Here is a 22979-nt window from a genome sequence, read left to right on the forward strand (position 1 = left end):
CTTATCGATAGGACAGGACAGCATTCCAGGCAGCGAGGGCAGAGGTATCTTTGAGCCCGAGTATGGAGACGTGGAACTGTCCCTTGCGAATGCGATGCATCAGTTCGATGCCTGAAATTGTGGTCACGGCATTCCTGAATCGTTTGAAGCCGAGCATTACGTTCGTTCTGGACTTGATGTTTCGATGGTCCTGCTCGATCAGATTGTTCAGGTACTTTGAGGACCGGATCTTCGTGTCACCTGGCAGCAGGCCATCGGTCTTCATCTCACGCACCGCCCGGTGTGAGGCGGCATACCCATCGAGCGTGATCGTCTCCGGCGGCTGGCCCTGATGTTTGATTGCCTTGCTGAAAAAGGCTTTGGCCGAGGCCACGTCGCGCTTCGCTCTGAGCATGAAGTCCACCGTCTGGCCGGCTCGATCTACCGCACGGTACAGATAAACCCATTTGCCACGAACCTTCAGGTAGGGGTAAGTAGGCCCGGGGAATTGCACCCCGAGCCTCTCGCAGAACCGTGCGTAAATCTCTCGATTTACACGGCTCCCGTTATCCGACCTTTAGCCCCAGAAACTGCCAGTGTACAAACTGTCGCGGGTACGCCTTCCTCATCTTGTGCAACCACTCGTCGCTACGCCGTTTATGCCGTCGTAGGGTTTTGTACTTGCGCCGGGCCCAGCGTGCGAGCTTGCGGTCTAGATACCGACCGAGCCCCTGCATGGCCGTCCGATAGAAAGCCCCGTAATAGTTCCACCAGCCACGTATCGTGGGATTGCATTGATCGGCCAGTTCGACCAGTGACCTGAACGTCTGACGAGGTAGCCGCCACCCCCGCACTGTCTGTCTCATCCGTTTCAGGGCGTCACGACTTACCCCGGGCAGAAAGCTCGTTGAGAGCTGCCCGGACTTGGTCATCACCCTTCGCGGACGAAACAGGAAACCCAGAAATGTGAAGGTAACATTCGGGTAGGCTTGAGTACGGCTTCGGTCCCTGCAATACACGATGCCTGACTTTTCAGGATGCATCTCCAACCCGCATTCCGCCAGCCGCGAGGCAATGGCATGCATGACCTCCTGCGCCTGCGCCTCACTGCGGCAGTGGACCACCGCATCATCGGCATAACGCGCAAAGGGACATTGCGGGAAGTGCCGCTGCATCCATGTGTCAAGCGCATAGTGCATGAACAGATTCATCAGCATCGGGCTGACCACTCCGCCCTGGGGTGTACCGCGCACCCGCGGCAGTCTCGCTCCGTCCGCAGTCTCAAACGGCGCAGTCAGCCACCGCTCGATATACAGCAGGATCCAGTCCGCCTTGATGTGCCTGCGCACCGCCTTGAGCATGAGGCCATGATCAATCTGATCGAATGCCGCCTTGATGTCAAACTCAACAACCCAGTCGTATTTCCAGCAACGCTCACGCGTTACCGCAACCGCCTGTTTCGCCGACCTCCCGGGCCGGTACCCATAAGAATCTTTATGGAATATCGGCTCGAGTATCGGCTCGATCATGAGCTTGACAACCGTCTGGGCCACTCGATCTGACACGGTGGGGACGGTCAACGCGAACTGCACAAGTGCTCAACGAGCATTTGGGATGGGCTGAGATCCGTCATCCGTTTCATCCCCTTAGGGGCCAACGCTTTTCCGTGCTGAAGGCCCGCCGCGTCGCAGGCACCGAGACACTGATTCTGCGCGATATAGATCGCGGCAGCTTTAGCATTGCGCGCGAATGGACCGACTGGGGCACACCGTCTGTCCACGACGACGCCATCGCACCCGTATGCTGCTTCGATCTTGGCATGTTGGTGGAACTGGTCACGTTGATCGACCAGCTTGCCCGATCCAGGAAGTCATCGAACAAAGGAGCTTGATCAATGCATCTCCTTGTCCTATTATCAGACCAGTTTTTAACGTGGTCCGCCCATGGAAGATATTCCGTCGTCCATTTTGCGCAGACGCCGAGCGCAATTGCTGAAGCAAATGCCAGCGTTAGAGACGCTCTTGCGCGGCTCGCTCATCGAGCGCTACAAGCGCTGCGGCAAACCGGGCTGCAAGTGTGCAGACGGCCCCGGTCACGGTCCCAAGTACTACCTGTCCGTGAGCTTTCCCGGCCGCCGGCCGCAAATGGACTACGTGCCGCAAGCCGATTACACCGACGTCGCCGATCACCTGGCGAACTATCACCGCGTTCGCGAGATCATCGAGGAGATCTGCGAGATCAACCGCGAACTATTGCGCCGCCGCGAGGCGCTCTGAGGGGCGCCGGTGAGCCAGTCGTCGCTGTCGCTCGCCAACTTCATCGATCCGCAATCGGCCGGCGTACTCGTCGCCAACATGCTCGAGGCCTGGCTCACCGCCGAGCCCGCGCTGGAGCTGACCGAGGAGGCCTTCGATGAACACCAAGATCACCCCCCAACATCAGAGCAAACCGGCGTACATCTATATCCGCCAAAGTACGCTGGCCCAGGTACGGCACCATCAGGAGAGCACCGAGCGTCAATACGCGTTGCGCGACAAGGCGCTGGCACTGGGTTGGCCGGAGACGGCGATCCGGGTCCTGGACCGCGATCTCGGCCAGTCGGGGGCGCAGATGACGGGCCGCGAAGACTTCAAGACCCTCGTAGCGGACGTCTCGATGGGGAACGTGGGTGCTGTATTCGCACTGGAGGTTTCTCGCCTGGCACGCTCGAATCTGGACTGGCATCGCCTGCTCGAGCTGTGCGCGCTCACCCATACGCTCGTGATCGACGCCGATGGCTGCTACGACGCGGGCGACTTCAACGACGGCCTGATACTTGGTCTCAAAGGTACGATGGCACAGGCCGAACTGCACTTCTTGCGCGGCCGCCTCCAGGGCGGCAAACTCAACAAGGCGAAGAAGGGTGAGTTGCGCTTTCCACTGCCCGTCGGCTTGTGCTACGGCGATGACGGCCGCATCGTCCTGGATCCCGATGACGAGGTACGCGGTGCCGTGCAGCTCGCATTCCGTCTGTTTCAGGAGACCGGCAGCGCGTACGCGGTTGTCAAGCGCTTTGCCGAAGAGGGCCTGCGCTTTCCCAAGCGTGCCTATGGAGGTGCCTGGGCAGGTCGACTCATCTGGGGGCGCTTGAGTCACGGACGCGTTCTCGGTTTGATACGGAATCCTTCCTATGCCGGCATCTATGTTTTTGGACGATACCAGTATCGTCAGCGCATCACACCACAGGGAGAGGTCCATAAGCACGTACAGCCGGTTCCAAAGGCAGAGTGGCGCGTTCATCTGCCAGACCATCATGATGGATATATCACCCCGGAGGAATTTGAGCGCAACCAGGAACACCTGGCGCACAACAGGACCAACGGCGAAGGTACCGTGCTCAGTGGTGCGGCGCGTGAAGGATTGGCGCTGCTTCAGGGGCTGCTGATATGCGGCGGCTGTGGTCGGGCGTTGACCGTTCGCTACCAGGGTAACGGCGGCCTTTATCCATTGTACTTATGCAGTGCCCGTCGCCGCGAGGGGCTGGCGACCACAGATTGCATGAGCATGCGCAGCGAACTACTTGACAACGCAATTGGCGAGGCTATATTCACCGCCCTGCAACCAGCCGAACTCGAGCTCGCCGTGACCGCCCTGAGCGAACTCGAGCAACGCGATCATGCCATCATGCGCCAGTGGCACATGCGCATCGAACGCGCCGAGTATGAGGTCGCACTCGCTGAACGTCGCTATCAGGAATGCGATCCGGCCAATCGTCTGGTCGCGGGTACCCTCGAACGGCGCTGGAATGACGCGATGCTTCACCTTGAGGCGATCAGGACGGAATCCGCCCGGTTCCAGAGCCAGAAGGCACTCGTCGCGACGTCCGAACAGAAAGCCCAGGTTCTCGCGCTGGCGCGCAATCTGCCGCGCCTCTGGCGGGCGCCGACCACATCAGCGAAGGATCGCAAGCGCATGTTGCGACTGCTCATCCGGGACATCACGGTCGAGAGACGGTCCGCCACGAGACAAGCGGTGCTGCATATCCGCTGGCAGGGCAGCGCGTGTACTGATATCACCGTGGACTTGCCCACGCCGGCTGCCGACGCGATGCGTTACCCCGCCGCGTTCGTCGAACAGGTACGCGAACTATCGCAGCATCTGCCTGACCGGCAAATCGTGGCGCACCTCAATCAGGAAGGCTTGCGCAGTTCCACTGGCAAATCGTTCACGCTTGAGATGGTCAAATGGATCCGCTACCGGTATCGAATTGAAGTAACCTGCTTCAAGCGGCCGGACGAGCTCACGGTACAGCAACTCGCTCATCGGCTGCATGTCAGTCCACACGTCGTCTATTACTGGATTGAGCGCCAGGTAGTCCCGGCCCGCAAGCTCGATGGGCGGGGGCCGTGGTGGATCACGCTCGATACCGCCAAGGAGCAACAACTGCGGGATTGGGTGCGCACTTCAGGGCATCTGCAGCCGCATCATTCCAACACTCAACTGTGAGAGGTGCATTATGAAATCACCGTCGGCACGCCCAGCTTTCTGGTACCACCCTTGGCTTTCGGTATCTCAACCTGCTTCACCGGTGGCGGGAAATACGAGCCTGACGACATCCGGTTCCACAACTTGTACAGATTGCCAGACAGGTTCTGCTCGAACATGGCGATCGTTTCATCGTCCACGCCTGCAGCACCCCGGTTGGCCCTCACCAGCTGATACGCTTCCCACACCGTGCGCTTCGCAACGCAATACGGTTTCGTTGAGGTCATGTCACTCATCCCCACCATGCAGGTTGGTGACCTTCATCAACAGGATAACGCCGCCCCTTCGCTCCACCCTCATTACAAGGGCTTCAACACTACTACGGGCAGCTCCGCCCCTCGTTGCGGCATCGGTATTCTTTCTCATGGTGTTGGCCACTTGTCATTTCCCTTGGCATCCGCAACAAGGTTCTCACGTTCCATACTGAAGCCTGTGTTGAGCTCATGCCGCCTCTACGCCGGCTGCCGTCAGGTCCGTAGGCAGGTATCGTCCTGACTGATCCTGGAGTGACGAAATGACCCCAGTTTTGACAGCGCTTTAACGTGTTAACGACGCATCATCGAACGGTTTGCTTTCGCTCATCTTCCCAACACGTACCTGCCATCCTGATGGATGACTTTTCCTCGGTCGCTCACCACCACGCCTTTTGAACGCAGCAGCACCGGGCGGTTTGAAGCCTGCTCCTGCAAGCCGGCTTCGGGAGGCCTGCTCCCATCTTCAGTACAGCACCACAAGCTCTCGCTTGTGTTCGTGACACACTTTCGTCAACACGCCATGACCGCCCTGCGGGCATGCCAAAACGATTCCAGCGCTTGATGAACTCCGGCGTGAAGCGCTTCACCCAACGCATAATCGTGGTGTGCACCAACGACAAACCGCGCTCGGCCATCATCTCAACCAGATCACGCAGGCTGAGCTTGTAGCGCAGGTACCAGCGCACGCACTGAATGATCACCTCGCGGTTGAAGTGACGACCCGAGAACAGATCGTCCACGCTTTTCAGCTTGCGCATTATCGAAGGATGAGGTTGCGAAGGCCCCAGTCTAACCGAGTCAACTTCACTACTTGCACCAGAACCATCGCCAGCACGACCACGAGTAAGGCGCTGCACGTGCGCGCGGCACTCGACACGCGGCAGTACCCAACGGGCATCAAGATCGACGACGCAGCGTTGGCTGCCGTGCGACTGACACCAGACAAATTCCACGGCGACTGGAACTACTCCATCGCCCCGACCAGCACTTTCACGCCGCGGAAGCAGCCCAGAGCATTGCGCGCCAGGTTGTAAAAGTAATTCTTTGACAGATTCTTACTGCGACAAAACCTCAAATTATGCCTCCGGCCTTCAACTTCGAGAGTTGCTCCTCGGACAACCCCAGCAACGTCCGAAAAACGTCGTTCGTGCCTTCGCCCAGTGTCGGCGGTGCCCTTCGCACCGGCAAACGTGCACCATCGAAGCGGTAGAGCGGCGCGAGCACATGCGTACTGCCAACCTCCGAATGCGCCTGCATCGTCACGAGACCGGCATCTGTCGCTCGCTTCGAGTTCAGCGCCTCGTGAAGGCCGAGCACTTCGCCACATGGAATACCGGCCTGGATCAGACGCTCAAGCAGCTCCTGACGCTTTCTTCGTCCGATCTCACTGTTCAGCTCGGGCACCAGCACCGCCCGATTCGCGGCGCGACCAATGTTCGTCTGGAACCTGTTGTCCTCGGCCAGGTCGGGCCGATCAATCACCTCGCGGCAAAAGCGCACAAACTGGCTGTTATTGCCGACCGTGATGACGAGCGGCCCGTCGTAAGCGTCGAACACGCCATATGGAACGATCGACGGATGCGCGTTACCATAACGCGGTGGGTCTTCGCCCATAATCAACGCTTCCAGTCCGTAGTACGCCGTGATCATCAGGCCACAATCGAAGAGCGCCATTTCGATGTGGCGCCCGTTGCCGGTCTTCTGGCGCTCGAATAGCGCCGCTAGCACCGCCTGTGCGGAGTACATGCCAGTGAACATGTCGACGGCGGCCACGCCGAACTTGAGCGGCGGCTGCTGCGCTTCACCGTTGAGCGCCATCAGTCCTGCCTCGCCCTGAACAACCAAATCGTAGCCGGGACGCGCGGCCTCAGGACCCGCGCGGTCGTAACCCGAGATTGAGCAGTAGATCAGATCCGCGCGGTCCTGTTTCAATTGCTCATAGCCAAGGCCAAGCTTTTCCGCTCCACCGAACTTAAAGTTCTGGATCACGACGTCGCATTGCTGTGCCAGGTCGCGTGCGATCTGCTGGCCCTCGACGGTCTGCAGGTCAAGGCTAACCGAACGCTTATTGCGGTTGACGCTATTGAAATAGGCCGTCTCCGTCGAGCCGACGCGCAATCCCCAATCGCGCGTGTCGTCGCCGCGCTCAGGATGCTCGACCTTGATCACTTCTGCGCCGAGATCGCCGAGCACCATGGCGCACCATGGACCCGCCAGAATCCGGGAAAGATCAAGGACACGAACGCCCGCAAGCGGCAGTGAGGGGCTTAGCTTTGACATGGCAGTTCCAGATTGTCGGGCGGGTTGCACGCACCCGCGTGGTTGATCGACAGCAACAGCACTGCTTCCTTGCAAACGCAATGGGTGAGAATCGCTTCGTTCATTGCATCAGCTCCGGCCGAGCGCGATATAGCGTTCGAGGTGGTGGTCTTCGTCGCCGAACTGATGGTCGATCATCACGAGCCGCTTCGCGTAGTGCGCGAGCGGCAATTCCCACGTCATGCCGATGCCGCCGTGTAACTGGATGCACTCTTCCGCGACCCGCGCGCCGATGCGTCCGATGCTGGCTTTCGCTGCCGACAGCGCGCGCTCGCGCGCGATGCGGTCCGAGCCGAGCGCGGTGGCCGCGTTGATGAGCGCCGAGCGCGCCTGTTCGATCTCGAGCAGCAGGTCCGCCATGCGATGCTGCAGGGCCTGGAAGCTGCCGATCGCGACGCCGAACTGCTTGCGCGTGCGCAGGTATTCGAGCGTGAAGTCCTTTGCGACGTCCATCGCGCCGAGCGCTTCCGCGCAGAGCGCGAGCACGCCGCACCCGATGCTGCGTTCGAGCGTAGCGAACCCGGCGTCCTGCTTGCCGAGAAGGGCTTCGCCTTCGAGGCGTACTTCGTTCAGGACGACTTCGGCCGCGCGGCCTCCGTCGATGTTGCGATAGCCGCGCAAGGAGAGGCCCGCAGCCTCGCGCGGAACGAGGAAGAGCGAGATGCCGTCGTCGGTGTCGTCGTCGCCGCTTGTGCGCGCGGAGACGAGGAAGACGCTGGCGGCTTCCCCCTGCTGTACGACGGCCTTAGCACCGGTCAAGGTCCAGCCGCCGTCCGCACGGCGCACGGCGCGCGTCGCTACCTGCGCGAGTTCGTAATGCGAACCCGGCTCGTCATGCGCGAGCGCCGTGACGGCGCCCCCTTCGATCAGCTGCGCAATGAGCTCTTTCTGCGTGTCGCTGCCTGCGAGCGCCACCGCCCGGCCGACCACCAGCGCGCCGAGAAACGGCTCGACCACGAGTCCGCGTCCGAGACTTTCGAACACGACGGCGATATCGAAAGCCTCGCCGCCAAAGCCGCCGTCCGCCTCGCCGAATAGCGCGCCGATGATGCCCAGTTCGGCGAAGCGGCCCCACATCTCTCGGCTGAAACCGTCGGTGGAGCGCGCGAGACGGTCGCGGGTCTCGAAACCATACTGCTCGCTGACGAAGCGGTTCAGCGTATCCGCCAGCATGCGGCGGTCTTCGGTGTGCTGGAAGTTCATGTGATCCCCCTTACAGTCCCAGGATCATCTTGGAGATGATGTTCTTCTGGATTTCGTTGGAGCCGCCGAAGATCGACAGCTTGCGGTTGTTGAAATACGTCGCGGCGGCACTCGCGGCTTCTTCGGGGCCGACTGGCGCCTCGTCATGGCCTTCGATCAGCGCTTCTTCGATGAATGGCTGCGCGTACGGTCCCATCGCGCGGCGCATCAGCGACGAGATCTCCTGGCGGATCTCCGTGCCGCGAATCTTGAGCATCGAGCTTTCCGCCCCCGGCACGCCGCCGCCCACGACCGCCGCGATCACGCGCAGGTTGGTCGTCTTCATGTTCTCCAGGTCGATCTCGACGCGAGCGAGCCGCGCCGCGAAGAGCGGATCGTCGGCGAGCGGACGGCCGTTGCGCGTGACCTTCGCCGCGACACGCTGCAAGCGCGCGAGCGCCGCGACCGAGAACCCGACGCCCGCGATGTTGGTGCGCTCGTATGTCAGCAAATACTTCGCGTAAGTCCAGCCCTTGTTCTCCTCACCCACCAGATTGGCCGCCGGCACGCGCACGTCGGTGAAGAACACTTCGTTGATCTCGTGCTCGCCTTCGAGCGTAATGATCGGGCGCACTTCGACGCCCGGCGTGTCCATGTCCACGAGCAGGAAGCTGATGCCCTCTTGCTTGCGCACGTCGGAGGCGGTGCGCACGAGGCAGAAGATCATGTTCGCGTGCTGGCCGAGCGTCGTCCAGGTCTTCTGGCCGTTGACGATGTAGTAGGCACCGTTTTCATCCGAACCGCGCACGGCGGTGGTCTTCACCGCCGCCAGGTCCGACCCGGCGCCCGGCTCGGAGTAACCCTGGCACCACCAGTCGGAACCGTCGAGAATGCGCGGCAACCAGTAGCGCTTCTGCGCCTCGCTGCCGTACTTGATGAGCACCGGCCCGAGCATGTTCACGCCGAACGGCACGATGCGCGGCGCGGCGGCGAGCGCGCATTCGTTTTCGAAGATGAACTTCTGCACGGCGTTCCAGCCCGGGCCGCCGTGCTGCTCCGGCCAGTGGTTCGCGAGCCAGCCCTGTTCGTTCAGGATCGCGTGCCACTCGGCCATGTCGGCGCGGGTCAGCTGGTGGCCGTGGTTGACCTTGTCCGACAGGCGCTGAGGGAGTTTTTCTTGCAGGAAGCGCATGACGCGCTCGCGAAACGCTTCTTCTTCGGGGGTGAAGTTGAGATCCATGACTTAGCTTCTTTAGTAGATTTCGAAGAGACCCGCGGCACCCATGCCGCCGGCGATACACATCGTGACGACGGCGTACCTCACCCCGCGTCGACGGCCTTCGATCAGGACGTGTCCAGCCAGGCGCGAGCCGGTCATGCCGAACGGATGGCCGATCGAAATCGCGCCGCCGTTCACGTTCAGACGCTCGGACGGAATGCCGAGCCTCTGCTGGCAGTAGATCGCCTGCGAGGCGAACGCTTCGTTCAGTTCCCACAGGCCGATATCGTCCATCGTCAGCCCGTGGCGGGCGAGCAGCTTCGGCACTGCGAAAACCGGGCCGATGCCCATCTCGTCCGGCTCGCAGCCTGCCAGCGCGAGGCCGCGGAACGCGCCGAGCGGCGTGAGGTTGGCGCGCTCGGCGTCCTTCGCTTCCATCATCACGCAGGCGGAGGCGCCGTCGGAGAGTTGCGACGCGTTGCCCGCCGTCACGAACTTCTCCGGCCCCTTCACCGCGGCGAGCTTCGCGAGGGCATCGTAAGTCGTGCCCCGCCGGTTGCAGGTGTCGGCAGCGATTGTCGCCTCGCGCTGGCTAACCGCGCCCGTTTCCTTGTCGGTGACGGCCATCGTCGTCCTGACGGACACGATCTCGTCGGCGAAACGTCCGGCAAGCTGCGCCTCTTCCGTGCGGCGCTGGCTTTCCGCCGAGAAGCGGTCCTGGGCCTCTCGGCTGATGCCGTAGCGTTGCGCGACGATATCGGCGGTGTCGATCATCGCGAGATAGAGCGCGGGCTTGTGCTCGACGATCCACGGGTCCAGCCCGCTCGCGCCGTCATCACGCGAGCGGATGCCGGAGATGCTTTCCACGCCGCCCGCGATCATCGCCGGCGCACCGTCGACCACAATGCGGCCGGCGGCGAACGAGATCGCTTGCAGGCCCGACGCGCAGAACCGGTTGACGGTGGTGCCGGCGATTCCGAGCGGCAATCCCGCGCGGACCACCGCCTGGCGCGCGACATTGCGGCCGGTGATGCCTTCCGGATAGCCGCACCCGAGGATCGCGTCCTCGATCAGTTGCGGGTCGATGCCCGAGCGCTCCACGGCGGCGCGCACCGCAAACGACGCGAGCGTCGGACCGGGGGTGATGTTGAATTCGCCGCGATGCGCCTTGGTCATGGGCGTACGGGCGGTTGAGACGATGACGGCTTCGCGCATGGTCATGGGTTCCTCGATTCCCGAAACGGGAGAGATGTGGATTCAGGCGGAGTAATTCAGGCTGGCAAAATCGGCGCCGCGTTCGACCAGATCGACGATCAGCGGCGACGGCTGCCAGAACTGCGGATCTTCCTTCGCGAACGCGCGGATGTCGGCGAGCACGTTCGCGAGGCCTTCGGTATCGGCATATTTCATCGGGCCGCCGCGATGGCGCGGGAAGCCGTAGCCGTAGAGAAACACGACGTCCACATCGAGCGGCCGCAGCGCGATGCCTTCGTGCACGACGTTCGCGCCTTCGTTGATCATCGCGGCCATGTAGCGTCGGATGATTTCGCCGTCGGTGAATTCGCGCGGCGTGACGCCCGCGCGCTCGCGCTCCGCGTCGACGATCGCCTCGACTTCCGGGTCCGGCGTGCCGCTTCTCGCGCCGTCCGGATACAGATAAAAGCCGCGCCCGGTCTTCTGCCCGAACCAGCCGCGCTCGCAGAGCCGGTCGGCGATCTGCACGTAGCGCGCGTTCGGATCGCGCGTGGCGGCGCGGCGCTTGCGGGTTGCCCAGCCGATGTCGCCGCCCGCGAGGTCCACGACCTGCAACGGCCCCATCGGGAAGCCGAACTCGCGCACCGCGCGGTCGATCTGATACGGCGACGCGCCGTCTTCCATCATGTGATCGGCAGCCGTGCGGTACACCGCGAGCACGCGATTGCCGATGAAACCGTCGCACACGCCCGCGTGCACCGGCACCTTGTGCAGCTTCTTCGCGAACTCGAACGCGCTCGCGACGACATCCGCGCCAACCTTCTCCGGCACGACGACTTCGAGCAGCTTCATCAGGTTCGCGGGCGAGAAGAAGTGCAGGCCGATCACGTCGGCGGGACGCGAGACGCTGGCGGCGATCGCGTCGATATCGAGATACGAGGTGTTGGTTGCGAGCACCGCGCCCGGCTTGCAGACGCGATCGAGTTCCGCGAATACGGCCTTTTTCACGTCGAGATCTTCGAAAACCGCTTCGATCGCCACGTCGACGCTGACGAGCGCGTCGTAGGACGTGCCGCCGGAAAGGCGGCTCATCACGGTTGCTTTCCCGTCCGGCGTCATGCGGCCCTTCGCGATCTGTCCGTCATAGATCTTCTCGATATGCGCGCGGCCGCGCGCGAGCGACGCGTCGTCGCGCTCGATCATTGTCACCGGCAGGCCGGCGTCGAGCGTGGCCACCGCGATGCCCGCGCCCATCGTGCCGCCGCCGATCACGCCGACGCTCGCGATTGCGCGCGGCTTCGCCGTGCGGATTTCCGGCGCCTTCAGCACTTCGCGCTCGGCAAAGAACGCGTGGATCAGGCCGGCGTGCTGCGGGCTGTCTATGCATTGCAAGAAAAGCTGGTGCTCGTGGCCCAGGCCGTCGTCGAAGGAAAGTTCGAGCGCGGCCTGTACCGCGTCGACGATTTTCAGCGGCGCGAAGAGCCCGCGCGATTTCTTCGACGTCTGCTCCCGTGCCGCTTCGATGGCGGCACGGCTTGCCTTGCGGTCGCCGAGACCGGCGGCGTCGCGTGTGCGGCGCACCGGCGCGTGCGCGGCGAGCAGTTCGCGTGCGTAGGCGAGGCCGTCGGCGAGCGCGTCACCCGATGCGCCGACGCGGTCGACGAGGCCGAGCTTGGTCGCTTCGTCGGCGCCAACGTGGCGGCCGCTCAGGAGCAGATCGAGCGCGGCGGCGGCGCCGATAAGGCGCGGCGCGCGTTGCGTGCCGCCCGCCCCGGGCAACAGGCCGAGCGTCACTTCGGGCAGCCCGAGCTTCGCGCCGGAGACGGCCAGCCGGTAATGCGCCGCGAGCGCGACTTCGAGCCCGCCGCCGAGTGCCGCGCCGCGAATTGAGGCAACGACCGGTTTGGAGCACGATTCGATGAGGTTGCAGACATTGGTCAGTGAAGGCGGCATAGGCAGCTTGCCGAATTCACGAATATCGGCGCCGCCGATGAAGTTGCGTCCCGCGCCGACAATCAGGACGGCCGCAATGGCAGTATCAACCTCGGCAGCTTTGATCGCGGCGAGCAGGCCACGCCGGACGTGCACGCCCAGAGCGTTGACCGGCGGGTTGTCGAGGGTCACGACAAGAATATCGCCACGCAATTCGCGCGTGACAACGTCAACGGACACTTCGGGATTCACTGTCTTGTCTCCGGGTATTAAGCCGAATGGCTTTTTGCATGGGGCCGATTGTCGAGCCCAACTACCTCGTTGACAATCCCAGTGAGAGTTGACGAACTGTTAATCGAAATTTGACTGAGCTCTCGAGGACGCCCGTAGCGGTTGGTTTGCTATGCGAAATAGGCGTGTCTTGCGCTCATGCTCAACGGCGCCGCATTGTCGGGGCGGCGCATCGCGCGCACCCTCAAATCGCGTGCTGTTATCCAACTGCGGACTCGTCTTGAGCGAGCATCTGTTGCTTGTTGCCTGAGATCGGTCGCTCGTTTGCCGATTGCGTTGACTTCGATGTGGCCTTTACCAGGTGTTCAGAGGTCGATTAGGTGCGCCTTGTCGCAAGCCCCCCCAGGGGGACGCAATAGCACAAGCTCGGTCGCGTGCCGCTGCGCCCTTCGTGGGACTGCGTGAGTCGCTTCAGCCTGACCTCCGAGCATTCGCCGAATTCGAGATCGCGGGCGGTGATCTGTCGCCCTTCCGGCGTCATGATCCACACCGAAAACCATTGTCCGAACGAGGGTGACATCGAACCGTACCCGCCGAGCCAATCGGGTAATCCCCAGTGCATCGAGTGCCGAAATGATAAACATCGGTGACACGATGATCAATTCGTATGGGGCAATTTCTCTAAAGTTGGACTGCAGCAGAGCAAATCGTCGGCAGCAATGCGGCCCGAAAGCTCTAAACATCCATTGCAGATCAATTTTCGTGGCGAAATGAGTTATACCGCACCGCTTAAGGACATGCTGTTCGTAATCAACGAACTCGCTGACATTGCAGAAATTGCCAAACTACCCGGTTTCGAGGAAGCAAGCATCGACACTGCGCAGGCCGTGCTCGGTGAAGCCGCGAAGTTCAACAGCGAGGTGCTCGCCCCACGGAACTTCGAGGGCGACAGGAACCCGAGCGCATGGTTGGGGGGCGTTGTCACGACCACGCCCGGCTTCAAGGAAGCGTTCCGCCAGTTCGGCGAGGGCGGCTGGCAAGGCGTTGTGCATCCAGCTGAATTCGGTGGCCAGGGCTTGCGAAAGCTGATCGCCGCACCGTGACGGAGATGTCGATCGACGTCACGAGCCTCGGCGTGCAGGTACATGGCGGCATGGGCTTCATCGAGGAAACGGGCGCTGCGCAGCATTACCGCGACGCACGCATTCTGACGATCTACGAAGGCACGACCGCGATACAGGCTAACGACCTGATCGGCCGCAAGACGCTGCGCGACGGCGGCGCGGCCGCGCGCGCGATCCTCGCGCAGGTCGACGCGACGCTCGCCGAACTCGAACAGCACGATGGCGCTGCGTTCGACGCGATGCATCGCCGCCTAAAAGCGGGACGCGCGGCGCTGGCGCGCGTCGTCGAGTTCATCCTGCAGAACGCGAAGCGCGATCCGAATGCTGTATTCGCGGGCAGCGTGCCATATCTGAAGGTCGCAGGCATCGTGCTAACGGGCTGGCAGCTGGCACGCGCGTTGATCGCCGCAAAGCAACTGCGCGCCGACGATCCGTTGTTCTACGGCGCCAAGATCGCAACCGCACACTTCTTCGCCGATCACGTTTTGTCGCAGGCACCGGGCATTGAAGCGTCGATTACCAGCGCAAGCGGTGAGGAAGGCATCCTCGCGTTGAGCGAATCGCAGTTCTGAAGGAACGATTGTAGACATGGACGTAACCAACCAATGCATTAACCTCGACGAGTCATCCGCGAGTCCGTATGGTCCCCGCGAATCGATGGAATATGACGTCGTGATTGTTGGCGGCGGCCCGGCTGGCCTGTCAGCGGCGATCCGACTCACGCAGCTTGCTAATGAAAAAGGAACCGAGATCGCTGTCTGCGTGCTGGAAAAGGGCTCTGAGATCGGTGCGCACGTGCTCTCCGGCGCCGTGATGGATCCGCGCGCGCTCAACGAGCTGATTCCCGACTGGAAAGAGCAAGGCGCGCCGCTTGACGTGCCCGTCACCGAGGACCGCTTCCTGTTCCTGTCCGAAACTGGCGCCACGGCCGTGCCGAACTGGGCGCTGCCGAAGAATTTCAAGAACCACGGCAACTACGTGATCAGCCTCGCGAAGGTCACCCGCTGGCTCGGCCAGCAGGCGGAAGCGCTCGGCGTCGAGATTTTCCCGGGCTTTGCGGCCGCGGAAGTGCTCTACCACGACGATGGCTCGGTCAAGGGCGTCGCCACCGGCAACATGGGTGTCGGCCGCGACGGACAGCCGACCGAGAATTTCCAGCTCGGCATGGAACTGCACGCGAAATATACGCTCTTCTGCGAAGGCGCACGCGGGCATCTGGGGCGCCAGCTTTCCGACCGATTCAAGCTTCGCGAAAACACCGATCCGCAGGTCTACGGACTTGGCATCAAGGAGCTGTGGGAAATCGACCCCGCCAAGCACAAGCCTGGCCTGGTGATCCACACGGCTGGATGGCCGTTGCAAAACGACACCTACGGCGGCTCGTTCCTCTATCACATCGACAACAACCAGGTGATGGTCGGCTTCGTAGTCGGCCTTGGCTACACTAACCCGTACTTGTCGCCATTTGAGGAGTTCCAACGTTACAAGACGCATCCGTCGGTCCGCGCTTTCCTCGAAGGCGGAAAGCGACTTTCATACGGCGCACGTGCGATCATCGCCGGGGGCCTTATGTCGCTGCCGAAACTGGTGTTTCCGGGCGGAGCGCTCGTCGGCGACGACGCGGGTTTTCTGAACGCCTCGCGGATCAAGGGCAGCCACGCGGCAATCAAGACCGGCATGCTCGCCGCTGACGCCGCGTTCGATGCGTTGAACTCTGGGCGCCAATCCGACGAACTCACGGCATATCCGCAAGCGTTCAAACAATCGTGGCTGCACGCCGAGCTTCATCGCGCCCGCAACTTCAAGCAGTGGATGAGCAAGGGCCTGTACCTGGGCACGGTGATGGTCGGCATCGAGCAAAAGCTGCTCGGCGGCAACGTGCCATGGTCGCTGCATCACCGGCACTGGGACCACGAGATGCTCAAGCCCGCATCGCAATGCAAGCCGATCGTGTACCCGAAGCCGGACGGGAAGCTGACGTTCGACAGGTTGTCGTCGGTCTTCATCTCGAACACGAATCACGAAGAGAATCAGCCCGTGCACCTGACGCTGAAAGACCCGTCGGTGCCGGTAAATGTGAATCTCTCAACGTATGCCGGCCCAGAGAGCCGCTACTGCCCGGCTGGCGTGTACGAGTTCGTGTCAACGGACGAGGGCGGCAATCGCCTACAGATCAACGCTCAGAACTGCGTGCACTGCAAGACTTGCGACATCAAGGACCCAACGCAGAACGTCGTTTGGGTGGCGCCCGAAGGTGGTGGTGGTCCGAATTATCCGAACATGTAATCGGAGTCCCCATATCCGCGAAACCTATTCTTCCGGTTTCTTGCAACGGTTGAGTTTTGCTTGACCACGGCCGTCCGTCCATCGAGATCGTCGACACTGATGAAACGCATTCAGTACGAGTGACACAAATCAGCGGCCGCCATAGCAATCCCCACAATTCCGAGTCGACAATCGCCCAATGGATCTGAATCTCATTAGTCTCTTCGTCGAGATCGTCGATTCGCACAGCCTTAGCGCAGCCGCGCGCAAGCTCGGCATGACACGTTCGAATATCAGCCAGCGACTGAAAGTTCTCGAATCCAAAACTGGCACGCAGCTGCTGCGCCGTTCCACACGCAGCCTTGAACTGACGCAAGCCGGACAGACCTTGTACGAGTGCGGCCAGCGCATGCTCGACGACTTGGCCGCCGCGCGCGCATCAATGGACGGCCTCGGACACACCCTTCAGGGACGGGTGCGAATAAGCATACCGACCGGCTTCGGAAGAATCTTCGTTGGCGCGATGTTGCTTGAATTTGCTCGCGCGCAGCCCAAGATCGCGCTCACCGTCAGCTTCAACAACCGCGTCGATAATTTGATCTCTTCTGAAGTTGACGTGGCGGTACGAATCACCTCCACTCCGCCGCTCGATTATGTGGCGCGGCATATATGCACGATCGACTGGAGGCTGTATGCGTCGGTCGGGTATCTTGAGAAGCACGGTCCGATCAACTGCCCCGCCGACCTCGAACGACACACCCTCATTGCGTCGCCTTATCCGGGCCGCCGTGTCGCGCTCAAGCTCACGCACAAGTTGGATGCCACCGATAGCCAAACGGTCACGCTTCAACCGGCTTTACAGTCATCGGACTATTCATTTTTAGCCGACGCAGTGTCTCACGGCATCGGGGTTGGGCTTATGCCGGCCTACGTATCGCATGCACCAACCAATCACACAACGCTGTCCGTTTTGCCTGACTACCATGTGGTTGGCCAGCAAGACTCGTTGTACATCATGACGCTGCCAAATCGATATCCGGCACCAGCGACGCAAGCCGTGGTCGACTACCTGCGCGACGCCATCGGCTCGCTATCCCAAGCATGGATGTGACGATCATATTCAGGATACCTGTCAATCGTCGTTCAACAGTTCGTCAATTCCCAGTGGAATTGTCAAAACGGTTTGGGTGCTCGACAATGAGTCCACGCGAAGACCGGATGGCTACAAATTTGGCTGAGACAGTCAACCCAGTGAGGTCCGCTGACGTCGTCATGCTCTAACCGCGCGGCACCGCTACGTCACCGGGGGAAGACCTCCGTGTGGTCAACAAGCCACCACGGCTGCCAGAACCCTACCGACAGTGGTCGAGGATCGATTGTGCACGCCGGCAGGTATCAAGTAACGCAGTTGAAGGAACAAGCCATGCAAAACCATGTAACGGATACGACGCGTTCGGCCTATGCCTACCCGTTGTTGATCAAACACTTGCTGCACACCCCGCTCGCGCATGCGCCCGATCAGGAAATCGTCTATCGCGGCAGGCAAAGGCTAACTTACTCGATGCTGCGCGAACGCATTGCGCAGCTTGCGAACGGTCTGAGCGCGCTGGGGGTGAAGCACGGCAGCACGGTAGCGATGATGGACTGGGACAGCCATCGCTACCTCGAATGTTACTTTGCCGTGCCGATGATGGGAGCGGTGTTGCAGACGGTCAATGTACGGTTGTCGCAAGCGGAGATTCTGTACACGATCAACCATGCGGGCGCGCAGGTGCTGCTGGTCCATACGGATTTCTTGCCGGTGATCGATGCGATCAAGGACCAGTTCGAAACAGTGCACACGTTTATCTGGATCAACGATGACGGGCGCGCCATGCGCGCACACGATTCCGATCTCGGCTGAATACGAGACCATGCTCGCCGCGAGCCCTACCGGTTTCGATTTCCCGGACTTCGATGAGAACACCCGCGCCACCACGTTCTACACGACGGGTACCACCGGACTGCCGAAGGGCGTCTACTTCACCCATCGGCAGTTGGTCCTGCACACCATCACGATGATGGGTGCGCTGGCGAGCCCCGTGAGCGGTCAGCGTTTTCATCGCGGCGACGTCTACATGCCGCTCACGCCGATGTTTCACGTGCACGCTTGGGGTATGCCCTACATCGCCACCATGCTCGGAGTGAAGCAGGTCTATCCGGGCCGCTACGTACCCGACCGGCTCCTGGAACTGATGCGCGATGAAAGCGTTACGTTCTCGCATTGCGTCGGCACTATCCTTCACATGTTGCTCAGTTCGCCCTCGGCCAAATCCATCGATCTAAGCAGTTGGAAGGTTGTGATCGGCGGGGGTGCCTTGCCGCACGGATTGGCGCGAGCAGCGCTCGACCGGGGCATCGATATTTTCGCGGGTTACGGTATGTCCGAGACCTGCCCAGCTCTCAGCCTCGCGCAACTCAAACCTGGCGGCGCTCCACGCGATGCCGCAGAAGAGCTGCGCTTACGCTGCACAACTGGCCTGCCGCTACCGCTGGTTGAACTGCGCGTGGTCGACGAGCATATGAACGACCTGCCGCACGACGGCCATGCAGCGGGCGAGATCGTCGCGCGTGCGCCCTGGCTGACTCAGGGTTATCTGAAAAACCCGGAGGCCTCAGCGCAACTGTGGGATGGCGGCTATCTACATACCCAGGACATTGCCAACATCGACGCTGCGGGCTATCTGCAAATCACCGATCGTCTCAAGGACGTAATCAAGTCTGGCGGCGAGTGGGTCTCCTCCCTCGAAATCGAAAGCCTGATCTCTCAGCACCCGGGCGTAGCCGAGGTGGCAGTGATAGGGATCAAGGATGCGAAGTGGGGCGAACGCCCAGCGGCGCTCGTGGTGCTTGCAGAAGACCACACCCCCCCTCTCGCCGAGGACGAAATTACGAAGCACGTTCTCGCGTTCAGTGACCAAGGGGTGATCTCCAAGTATGCGGTACCACAGATCGTCAGGATCGTCGATTCGCTGGAGAAAACGAGCGTCGGCAAGATCAACAAAAAGCGACTGCGCGAACAGTTCGTCTGATTGATAACCAGGAGGTGACACTATGAAGATCCCGGGATATAGCGTGGCAACACTCGGCGATTTTGTCGGCCGTGAGCTCGGCGTTTCGGAATGGGTCGTTGTCGACCAGGCGCGCATCAACGCGTTCGCGCACTGCACGGGCGACAACCAATGGATCCACGTCGACGAGGAGCGCGCGGGGCGTGAGAGTCCGTACGGCGGCACGGTCGCGCACGGATATCTGAGCTTGTCGTTGCTGGCGGCGCTGACCATCGAGATGGGACTGATTCCCGTGGATGCCAAGGCCGGGGTGAACTACGGACTGGACAAGACGCGCTTTGTCGCGCCGGTGAAAGCCGGAGCACGGGTTCGCAACCGCGTGGTGTTGCTGTCGGCAGAAAACAAAGGCGGTGGTCGGGTACTCCTGAAAACCGAAAACACGCTGGAGATCGACGGCGAGAATAAGCCGGCGCTGATCGCGGAAACCCTGGCGATGCTGGTGGCGTGAACCACCGAACCTCATTGAAGAAGTTGCGTTGGGAACAGTACGATGGTTATAACCAAACAGGACACGTCAACGAATAGCACGCCCGAGGACCTTTCGGCAGTCGCCGCTGAAACGGTGCTGGGGCCCAACCCGTTCGTCGGGCTGCGTGCGCAGGACATTCTCGCCACCGCTCAGCAGATCGGCGTGCAGGCGTTTCAGCATCCCGCGCTTCTGCTCGAGCAGAAAGCGTCGCTGGCAAGCGCGTTGTTCTCGGTGCTCTCTGGCACGGCGGCATCTGCGCCGCCCAAGGGCGACAAGCGCTTTACCGATTCTGCCTGGCGTGACAACCCGTTGTATCGCATGTCGCTGCAAAGCTATCTCGCCTGGCGCAACGCGTTGACGGGCTTCGTCGACCGCTCAGCCCTGGACCACCGGAGCAAAGAGCGCGCACAGTTTGTCATCTCGGCCTTCACCGACGCAATGGCGCCGACGAACTCGCTCCTCGGGAACCCGGCGGCACTCAGGAAGGTCTCCGACTCCGGCGGGACAAGCCTGTTGGCAGGCTTCCAGAACCTTTTAGCGGACACGTGGAGCAACCAAGGCATGCCCGCTCAAGTTGACAAGAGTGCGTTCGAAGTCGGTAGGAATTTGGCAACCTCCGCGGGCGCGGTGGTGTTCCGCAACGAGGTGCTGGAACTTATCCAGTACACGCCAGCCACGCGAAAGGTCTATGCACGCCCGCAACTGATCGTGCCGCCACAGATCAACAAGTTCTACATCTTCGATCTATCCAAAGGCAAGAGCTTCGTCGAGTATCTGGTCAACAACGAGTTTCAGGTGTTTGCGGTGAGTTGGCGCAATCCTACTTCTGAGCAACGTGACTGGGATCTGGACACTTATGTCGCCGCGCTGATCGATGCCATTCAGGCAGTCCGGGACATTACGGGCTGCGAGGACGTGAATCTGCACGGCGCATGTTCTGGGGCGATGACGATCTCGGCCCTGCTCGGCCATCTGGCGAGTCGCGGAGAGAGTTGGGTGAACGCTGCAACGCTGATGGTCTCGGTCTTCGGCATTACGGACGAGTCGCAGCTCGGTCTCTTTGCCACGCCGGAAACAATTTCGGCAGCCAAGCACAACAGTATGACCAAGGGCGTGCTGGCAGGCGACGAAATGGGCCGTGTTTTCGCGTGGATGCGGCCCAACGACCTGGTATGGAACTATTGGGTCAACAATTACCTGATGGGCAATCCGCCTCCGGTCTTCGACATCCTCTACTGGAATAACGACACGACCCGGTTGCCGGCCAGGCTCCACGGCCAGTTGATCGACGTCTTTTCCGGGAACCTGTTCGCGAAACCGCGCGCACTCACTGTCCTGGGTACGCCCATCGACCTGACTGAGGTGACATGCGACAAGTACGTGGTGGCCGGCGTCACCGATCACATCACGCCCTGGAAGGCCGTCTACGAGTCGGCGCGGTGTTTCGGCGGCAACACGCAGTTCGTCCTCAGTTCGAGCGGCCACATCCAGAGCCTGATCAACCCGCCCGGCAATCCAAAGGCGAAGTTCTTTCTCAACCCCGAACTGCCGCCGAACCCTGACGAATGGCTGGCCGGCGCGCAAACGGCACCGGATTCCTGGTGGACCCACTGGCGAGAGTGGCTCGCGGAGCGTTCCGGTAAAAGCCGAGCGGCACCGAAGTCACTCGGCAGTGAGCGACTGCAGGTATGCGGCAGCGCGCCCGGAATGTATGTCACTGAAGCATGAGCTCGCGTCTCGCAAGCTGAAGGTGCCACTGTTTTCTTTAACGCAGTTTGTTTGGAGATTTTATGGAATCAATCACTTCCAATAGCTTTTTCTCGCAATACGCCAAGGTGATCGACCTGCTCAAGCCTCCCCACGTTGACCTGGCTGCGATTCTAGAATCTCGCCGCAAGGACATCGAGGCGCTGACGGCCGCCAACATGAAGGCGCTCGGGTGCTTTCAGTCGCTCGGGGAGAAACAGGCCGCCATTCTGAGCACGACGACGACCGGATTGCAATCGCTTATGGCGCGATCGACAGCGACACAGAGCAAGCCTGTTGCGGACACCCATGAACTCGTTCCGCCAGCCTTGCGCCTCACCCTGACGAACTTCCTTGAGATGGCAGACACCCTTTATAAGGCTCACTCCGATAGCCTTGCCATCGTTAGCAGGCGCGTCGCGGAAAACGTCGAGGAGATGAAAGCACTCTTGCAAGTCAAAAAATAGCTTTGTATTCCGTTGGGCGATACAGCCTTTGTAGGGTAACTGTCTCGAGGACACGTTGATGAAAGTAACCGATACACGCGCTGAGTCTGGTCACAGAATGCACATCCGCACCGTCGACGTCGATGGTCAGACTTTGCGTGTCGGCGTTCGGCCAGGCAACAGCGCAACCCCGCCGCTGCTTATGTTTAATGGTATCGGTGCCAATCTCGAACTTGTCGAGCCGTTCGCGGACGCCCTCGGGGATGTGGAGGTCATTATTTTCGACATCCCCGGTGTGGGCGGCTCGCCCGCGCCGGTCGTGCCCTACCGCTTCTCAACCCTTGCGGTGCTTGCCGACAAGCTTCTCTCGCAGCTAGGTTATGTCGAGCAAGTCGATGTGCTGGGTATTTCCTGGGGCGGCGCCCTCGCGCAGCAGTTCGCCCACCTGTATCCAGATCGTTGCCGCCGTCTAGTGCTGGCGGCCACCTCGCCGGGCGTCATCATGGTGCCAGCCAAGCTCTCCGTGCTGTCAAAGCTGATCCGGCCACGCCGATACACCGATCCGACGTATCTTCAGAGGATCGGTGCCGAAATTTACGGCGGAGCCTACCGGCACGATCCCACCTTGCTCGCGGAACACAGCCGCCATATTCGGCCGCCGCGAGGCCGTGGGTACGTCTATCAGTTGCTGGCTGCGTGGGGCTGGAGTAGCCTCCCCTGGCTCGGAACCCTGCGCCAGCAAACTCTCGTCATGCACGGTAACGACGACCCGATCGTGCCGCTGAGTAACGCTAAAATCCTCGCCGCTCGCATTCGTAATGCGACACTCCATGTGATCGACGACGGTCACCTGTTTCTGGTCGCACGCGTTAAAGACGTCGCGCCAACGGTGCGGGCATTTCTGCGACAGGAATCGTCCTGATGCCCTTGGAGGACGACTGGGCCAGTAACCGACGAGCAACGTCCGCTTTCCGAGCTAATGCGA

At 61.2% G+C, this 22979-nt stretch carries 18 protein-coding genes and 4 pseudogenes; 13 read left to right on the forward strand and 9 right to left on the reverse strand.

Annotated elements, in window-relative coordinates; translation table 11 throughout:
- Position 1: 1 nt before the first annotated feature.
- Together OKW35_RS16940 and ltrA are read right to left on the reverse strand one after the other, a co-directional pair.
- Positions 2-463 (reverse strand): annotated as a pseudogene (locus tag OKW35_RS16940) (IS6 family transposase); the annotation flags it as partial.
- Positions 464-545: 82 nt separating this feature from the next.
- A complete protein-coding gene (gene ltrA, locus OKW35_RS16945) occupies positions 546-1571 on the reverse strand; it encodes a group II intron reverse transcriptase/maturase (protein ID WP_429552627.1) in 1026 nt (341 codons plus the stop codon).
- A 2-nt stretch (positions 1572-1573) separates the two neighbouring features.
- Between ltrA and OKW35_RS16950 the strand changes: the two genes are divergently transcribed.
- The 3 genes from OKW35_RS16950 (at position 1574) to OKW35_RS16960 (ending at position 4464) form a co-directional block, all read left to right on the forward strand.
- The gene (locus OKW35_RS16950; protein ID WP_429551032.1) at positions 1574-1870 is read left to right on the forward strand and encodes a Y4bD/Y4pK family protein; all 297 of its coding nucleotides are present in this window, start codon (positions 1574-1576) and stop codon (positions 1868-1870) included.
- Positions 1871-1922: 52 nt separating this feature from the next.
- On the forward strand, positions 1923-2255 hold the full coding sequence (locus tag OKW35_RS16955; RefSeq protein ID WP_429551033.1) for a DUF6788 family protein: 333 nt from the start codon (positions 1923-1925) through the stop codon (positions 2253-2255).
- Positions 2256-2391: 136 nt separating this feature from the next.
- Positions 2392-4464 carry a recombinase family protein gene (locus OKW35_RS16960; protein ID WP_429551034.1) on the forward strand — a complete coding sequence of 691 codons (2073 nt, stop codon included), beginning with the start codon at positions 2392-2394 and terminating at the stop codon, positions 4462-4464.
- 8 nt (positions 4465-4472) lie between these two features.
- Here the strand turns inward: OKW35_RS16960 and OKW35_RS16965 are convergent, their stop codons facing one another.
- The gene (locus tag OKW35_RS16965) at positions 4473-4730 is read right to left on the reverse strand and encodes a hypothetical protein (protein WP_429552628.1); all 258 of its coding nucleotides are present in this window, start codon (positions 4728-4730) and stop codon (positions 4473-4475) included.
- Between the two features lie 530 nt (positions 4731-5260).
- Positions 5261-5515: pseudogene (locus tag OKW35_RS16970) on the reverse strand (IS6 family transposase); the annotation flags it as partial.
- A 9-nt stretch (positions 5516-5524) separates the two neighbouring features.
- Here OKW35_RS16970 and OKW35_RS16975 point away from each other — a divergent pair.
- Positions 5525-5791 carry an ISAzo13-like element transposase-related protein gene (locus OKW35_RS16975; RefSeq protein WP_429354903.1) on the forward strand — a complete coding sequence of 89 codons (267 nt, stop codon included), beginning with the start codon at positions 5525-5527 and terminating at the stop codon, positions 5789-5791.
- Positions 5792-5828: 37 nt separating this feature from the next.
- Here the strand turns inward: OKW35_RS16975 and OKW35_RS16980 are convergent, their stop codons facing one another.
- The 5 genes from OKW35_RS16980 to OKW35_RS17000 all read right to left on the reverse strand — a co-directional run bounded on the left by OKW35_RS16980 (position 5829) and on the right by OKW35_RS17000 (position 12855).
- Positions 5829-7037: a CaiB/BaiF CoA transferase family protein gene (locus tag OKW35_RS16980; protein WP_429552800.1), complete on the reverse strand. Its 1209-nt coding sequence runs from the start codon at positions 7035-7037 to the stop codon at positions 5829-5831.
- 108 nt (positions 7038-7145) lie between these two features.
- Complete coding sequence (locus OKW35_RS16985; protein ID WP_429552629.1) at positions 7146-8279, reverse strand: acyl-CoA dehydrogenase family protein; 1134 nt, start codon at positions 8277-8279, stop codon at positions 7146-7148.
- A 10-nt stretch (positions 8280-8289) separates the two neighbouring features.
- On the reverse strand, positions 8290-9498 hold the full coding sequence (locus OKW35_RS16990) for an acyl-CoA dehydrogenase family protein (protein WP_429552630.1): 1209 nt from the start codon (positions 9496-9498) through the stop codon (positions 8290-8292).
- 12 nt (positions 9499-9510) lie between these two features.
- Positions 9511-10692, reverse strand: a complete 1182-nt coding sequence (locus OKW35_RS16995; RefSeq protein ID WP_429355259.1) for an acetyl-CoA C-acyltransferase — start codon at positions 10690-10692, stop codon at positions 9511-9513.
- A gap of 42 nt (positions 10693-10734) precedes the next feature.
- Positions 10735-12855, reverse strand: a complete 2121-nt coding sequence (locus OKW35_RS17000; RefSeq protein WP_429552631.1) for a 3-hydroxyacyl-CoA dehydrogenase NAD-binding domain-containing protein — start codon at positions 12853-12855, stop codon at positions 10735-10737.
- Positions 12856-13604: 749 nt separating this feature from the next.
- Between OKW35_RS17000 and OKW35_RS17005 the strand changes: the two genes are divergently transcribed.
- The 9 genes and pseudogenes from OKW35_RS17005 to phaZ all read left to right on the forward strand — a co-directional run bounded on the left by OKW35_RS17005 (position 13605) and on the right by phaZ (position 22916).
- Entirely contained in the window at positions 13605-13937 is a 333-nt protein-coding gene (locus OKW35_RS17005; RefSeq protein ID WP_429552632.1) for an acyl-CoA dehydrogenase N-terminal domain-containing protein, read from the forward strand.
- Positions 13937-14530, forward strand: a pseudogene (locus OKW35_RS17010) (acyl-CoA dehydrogenase C-terminal domain-containing protein); the annotation flags it as partial. The gene OKW35_RS17005 and the pseudogene OKW35_RS17010, both read left to right, overlap by 1 nt.
- Before the next feature lie 16 nt (positions 14531-14546).
- A complete protein-coding gene (locus OKW35_RS17015) occupies positions 14547-16244 on the forward strand; it encodes an electron transfer flavoprotein-ubiquinone oxidoreductase (RefSeq protein ID WP_429354909.1) in 1698 nt (565 codons plus the stop codon).
- A 178-nt stretch (positions 16245-16422) separates the two neighbouring features.
- Positions 16423-17334, forward strand: a complete 912-nt coding sequence (locus OKW35_RS17020; protein ID WP_429552633.1) for a LysR family transcriptional regulator — start codon at positions 16423-16425, stop codon at positions 17332-17334.
- Between the two features lie 312 nt (positions 17335-17646).
- Positions 17647-19294 (forward strand): annotated as a pseudogene (locus tag OKW35_RS17025) (fatty acid--CoA ligase).
- A 22-nt stretch (positions 19295-19316) separates the two neighbouring features.
- A complete protein-coding gene (locus OKW35_RS17030) occupies positions 19317-19781 on the forward strand; it encodes a MaoC family dehydratase (RefSeq protein ID WP_429552634.1) in 465 nt (154 codons plus the stop codon).
- 42 nt (positions 19782-19823) lie between these two features.
- The gene (locus tag OKW35_RS17035; protein WP_429552635.1) at positions 19824-21530 is read left to right on the forward strand and encodes an alpha/beta fold hydrolase; all 1707 of its coding nucleotides are present in this window, start codon (positions 19824-19826) and stop codon (positions 21528-21530) included.
- A 62-nt stretch (positions 21531-21592) separates the two neighbouring features.
- A complete protein-coding gene (locus tag OKW35_RS17040) occupies positions 21593-22015 on the forward strand; it encodes a phasin family protein (RefSeq protein WP_429552636.1) in 423 nt (140 codons plus the stop codon).
- A gap of 58 nt (positions 22016-22073) precedes the next feature.
- Positions 22074-22916, forward strand: a complete 843-nt coding sequence (gene phaZ / locus OKW35_RS17045) for a poly(3-hydroxyalkanoate) depolymerase (protein ID WP_429552637.1) — start codon at positions 22074-22076, stop codon at positions 22914-22916.
- Positions 22917-22979: the final 63 nt, after the last annotated feature.

The organism is Paraburkholderia sp. MM5477-R1 (genome assembly GCF_050436385.1).
Lineage (GTDB): Bacteria > Pseudomonadota > Gammaproteobacteria > Burkholderiales > Burkholderiaceae > Paraburkholderia > Paraburkholderia tuberum.

Bases quoted from the DNA above. Each gene is read 5' to 3' on its own strand.
- OKW35_RS16955 (WP_429551033.1), top strand. From the start codon at position 1,923: ATGGAAGATATTCCGTCGTCCATTTTGCGCAGACGCCGAGCGCAATTG.
- OKW35_RS16960 (WP_429551034.1), top strand. From the start codon at position 2,392: ATGAACACCAAGATCACCCCCCAACATCAGAGCAAACCGGCGTACATC.
- OKW35_RS16965 (WP_429552628.1), bottom strand. From the start codon at position 4,730: ATGACCTCAACGAAACCGTATTGCGTTGCGAAGCGCACGGTGTGGGAA.
- OKW35_RS16975 (WP_429354903.1), top strand. From the start codon at position 5,525: ATGAGGTTGCGAAGGCCCCAGTCTAACCGAGTCAACTTCACTACTTGC.
- OKW35_RS16980 (WP_429552800.1), bottom strand. From the start codon at position 7,037: ATGTCAAAGCTAAGCCCCTCACTGCCGCTTGCGGGCGTTCGTGTCCTT.
- OKW35_RS16985 (WP_429552629.1), bottom strand. From the start codon at position 8,279: ATGAACTTCCAGCACACCGAAGACCGCCGCATGCTGGCGGATACGCTG.
- OKW35_RS16990 (WP_429552630.1), bottom strand. From the start codon at position 9,498: ATGGATCTCAACTTCACCCCCGAAGAAGAAGCGTTTCGCGAGCGCGTC.
- OKW35_RS16995 (WP_429355259.1), bottom strand. From the start codon at position 10,692: ATGCGCGAAGCCGTCATCGTCTCAACCGCCCGTACGCCCATGACCAAG.
- OKW35_RS17005 (WP_429552632.1), top strand. From the start codon at position 13,605: ATGAGTTATACCGCACCGCTTAAGGACATGCTGTTCGTAATCAACGAA.
- OKW35_RS17015 (WP_429354909.1), top strand. From the start codon at position 14,547: ATGGACGTAACCAACCAATGCATTAACCTCGACGAGTCATCCGCGAGT.
- OKW35_RS17020 (WP_429552633.1), top strand. From the start codon at position 16,423: ATGGATCTGAATCTCATTAGTCTCTTCGTCGAGATCGTCGATTCGCAC.
- OKW35_RS17030 (WP_429552634.1), top strand. From the start codon at position 19,317: ATGAAGATCCCGGGATATAGCGTGGCAACACTCGGCGATTTTGTCGGC.
- OKW35_RS17035 (WP_429552635.1), top strand. From the start codon at position 19,824: ATGGTTATAACCAAACAGGACACGTCAACGAATAGCACGCCCGAGGAC.
- OKW35_RS17040 (WP_429552636.1), top strand. From the start codon at position 21,593: ATGGAATCAATCACTTCCAATAGCTTTTTCTCGCAATACGCCAAGGTG.
- phaZ (WP_429552637.1), top strand. From the start codon at position 22,074: ATGAAAGTAACCGATACACGCGCTGAGTCTGGTCACAGAATGCACATC.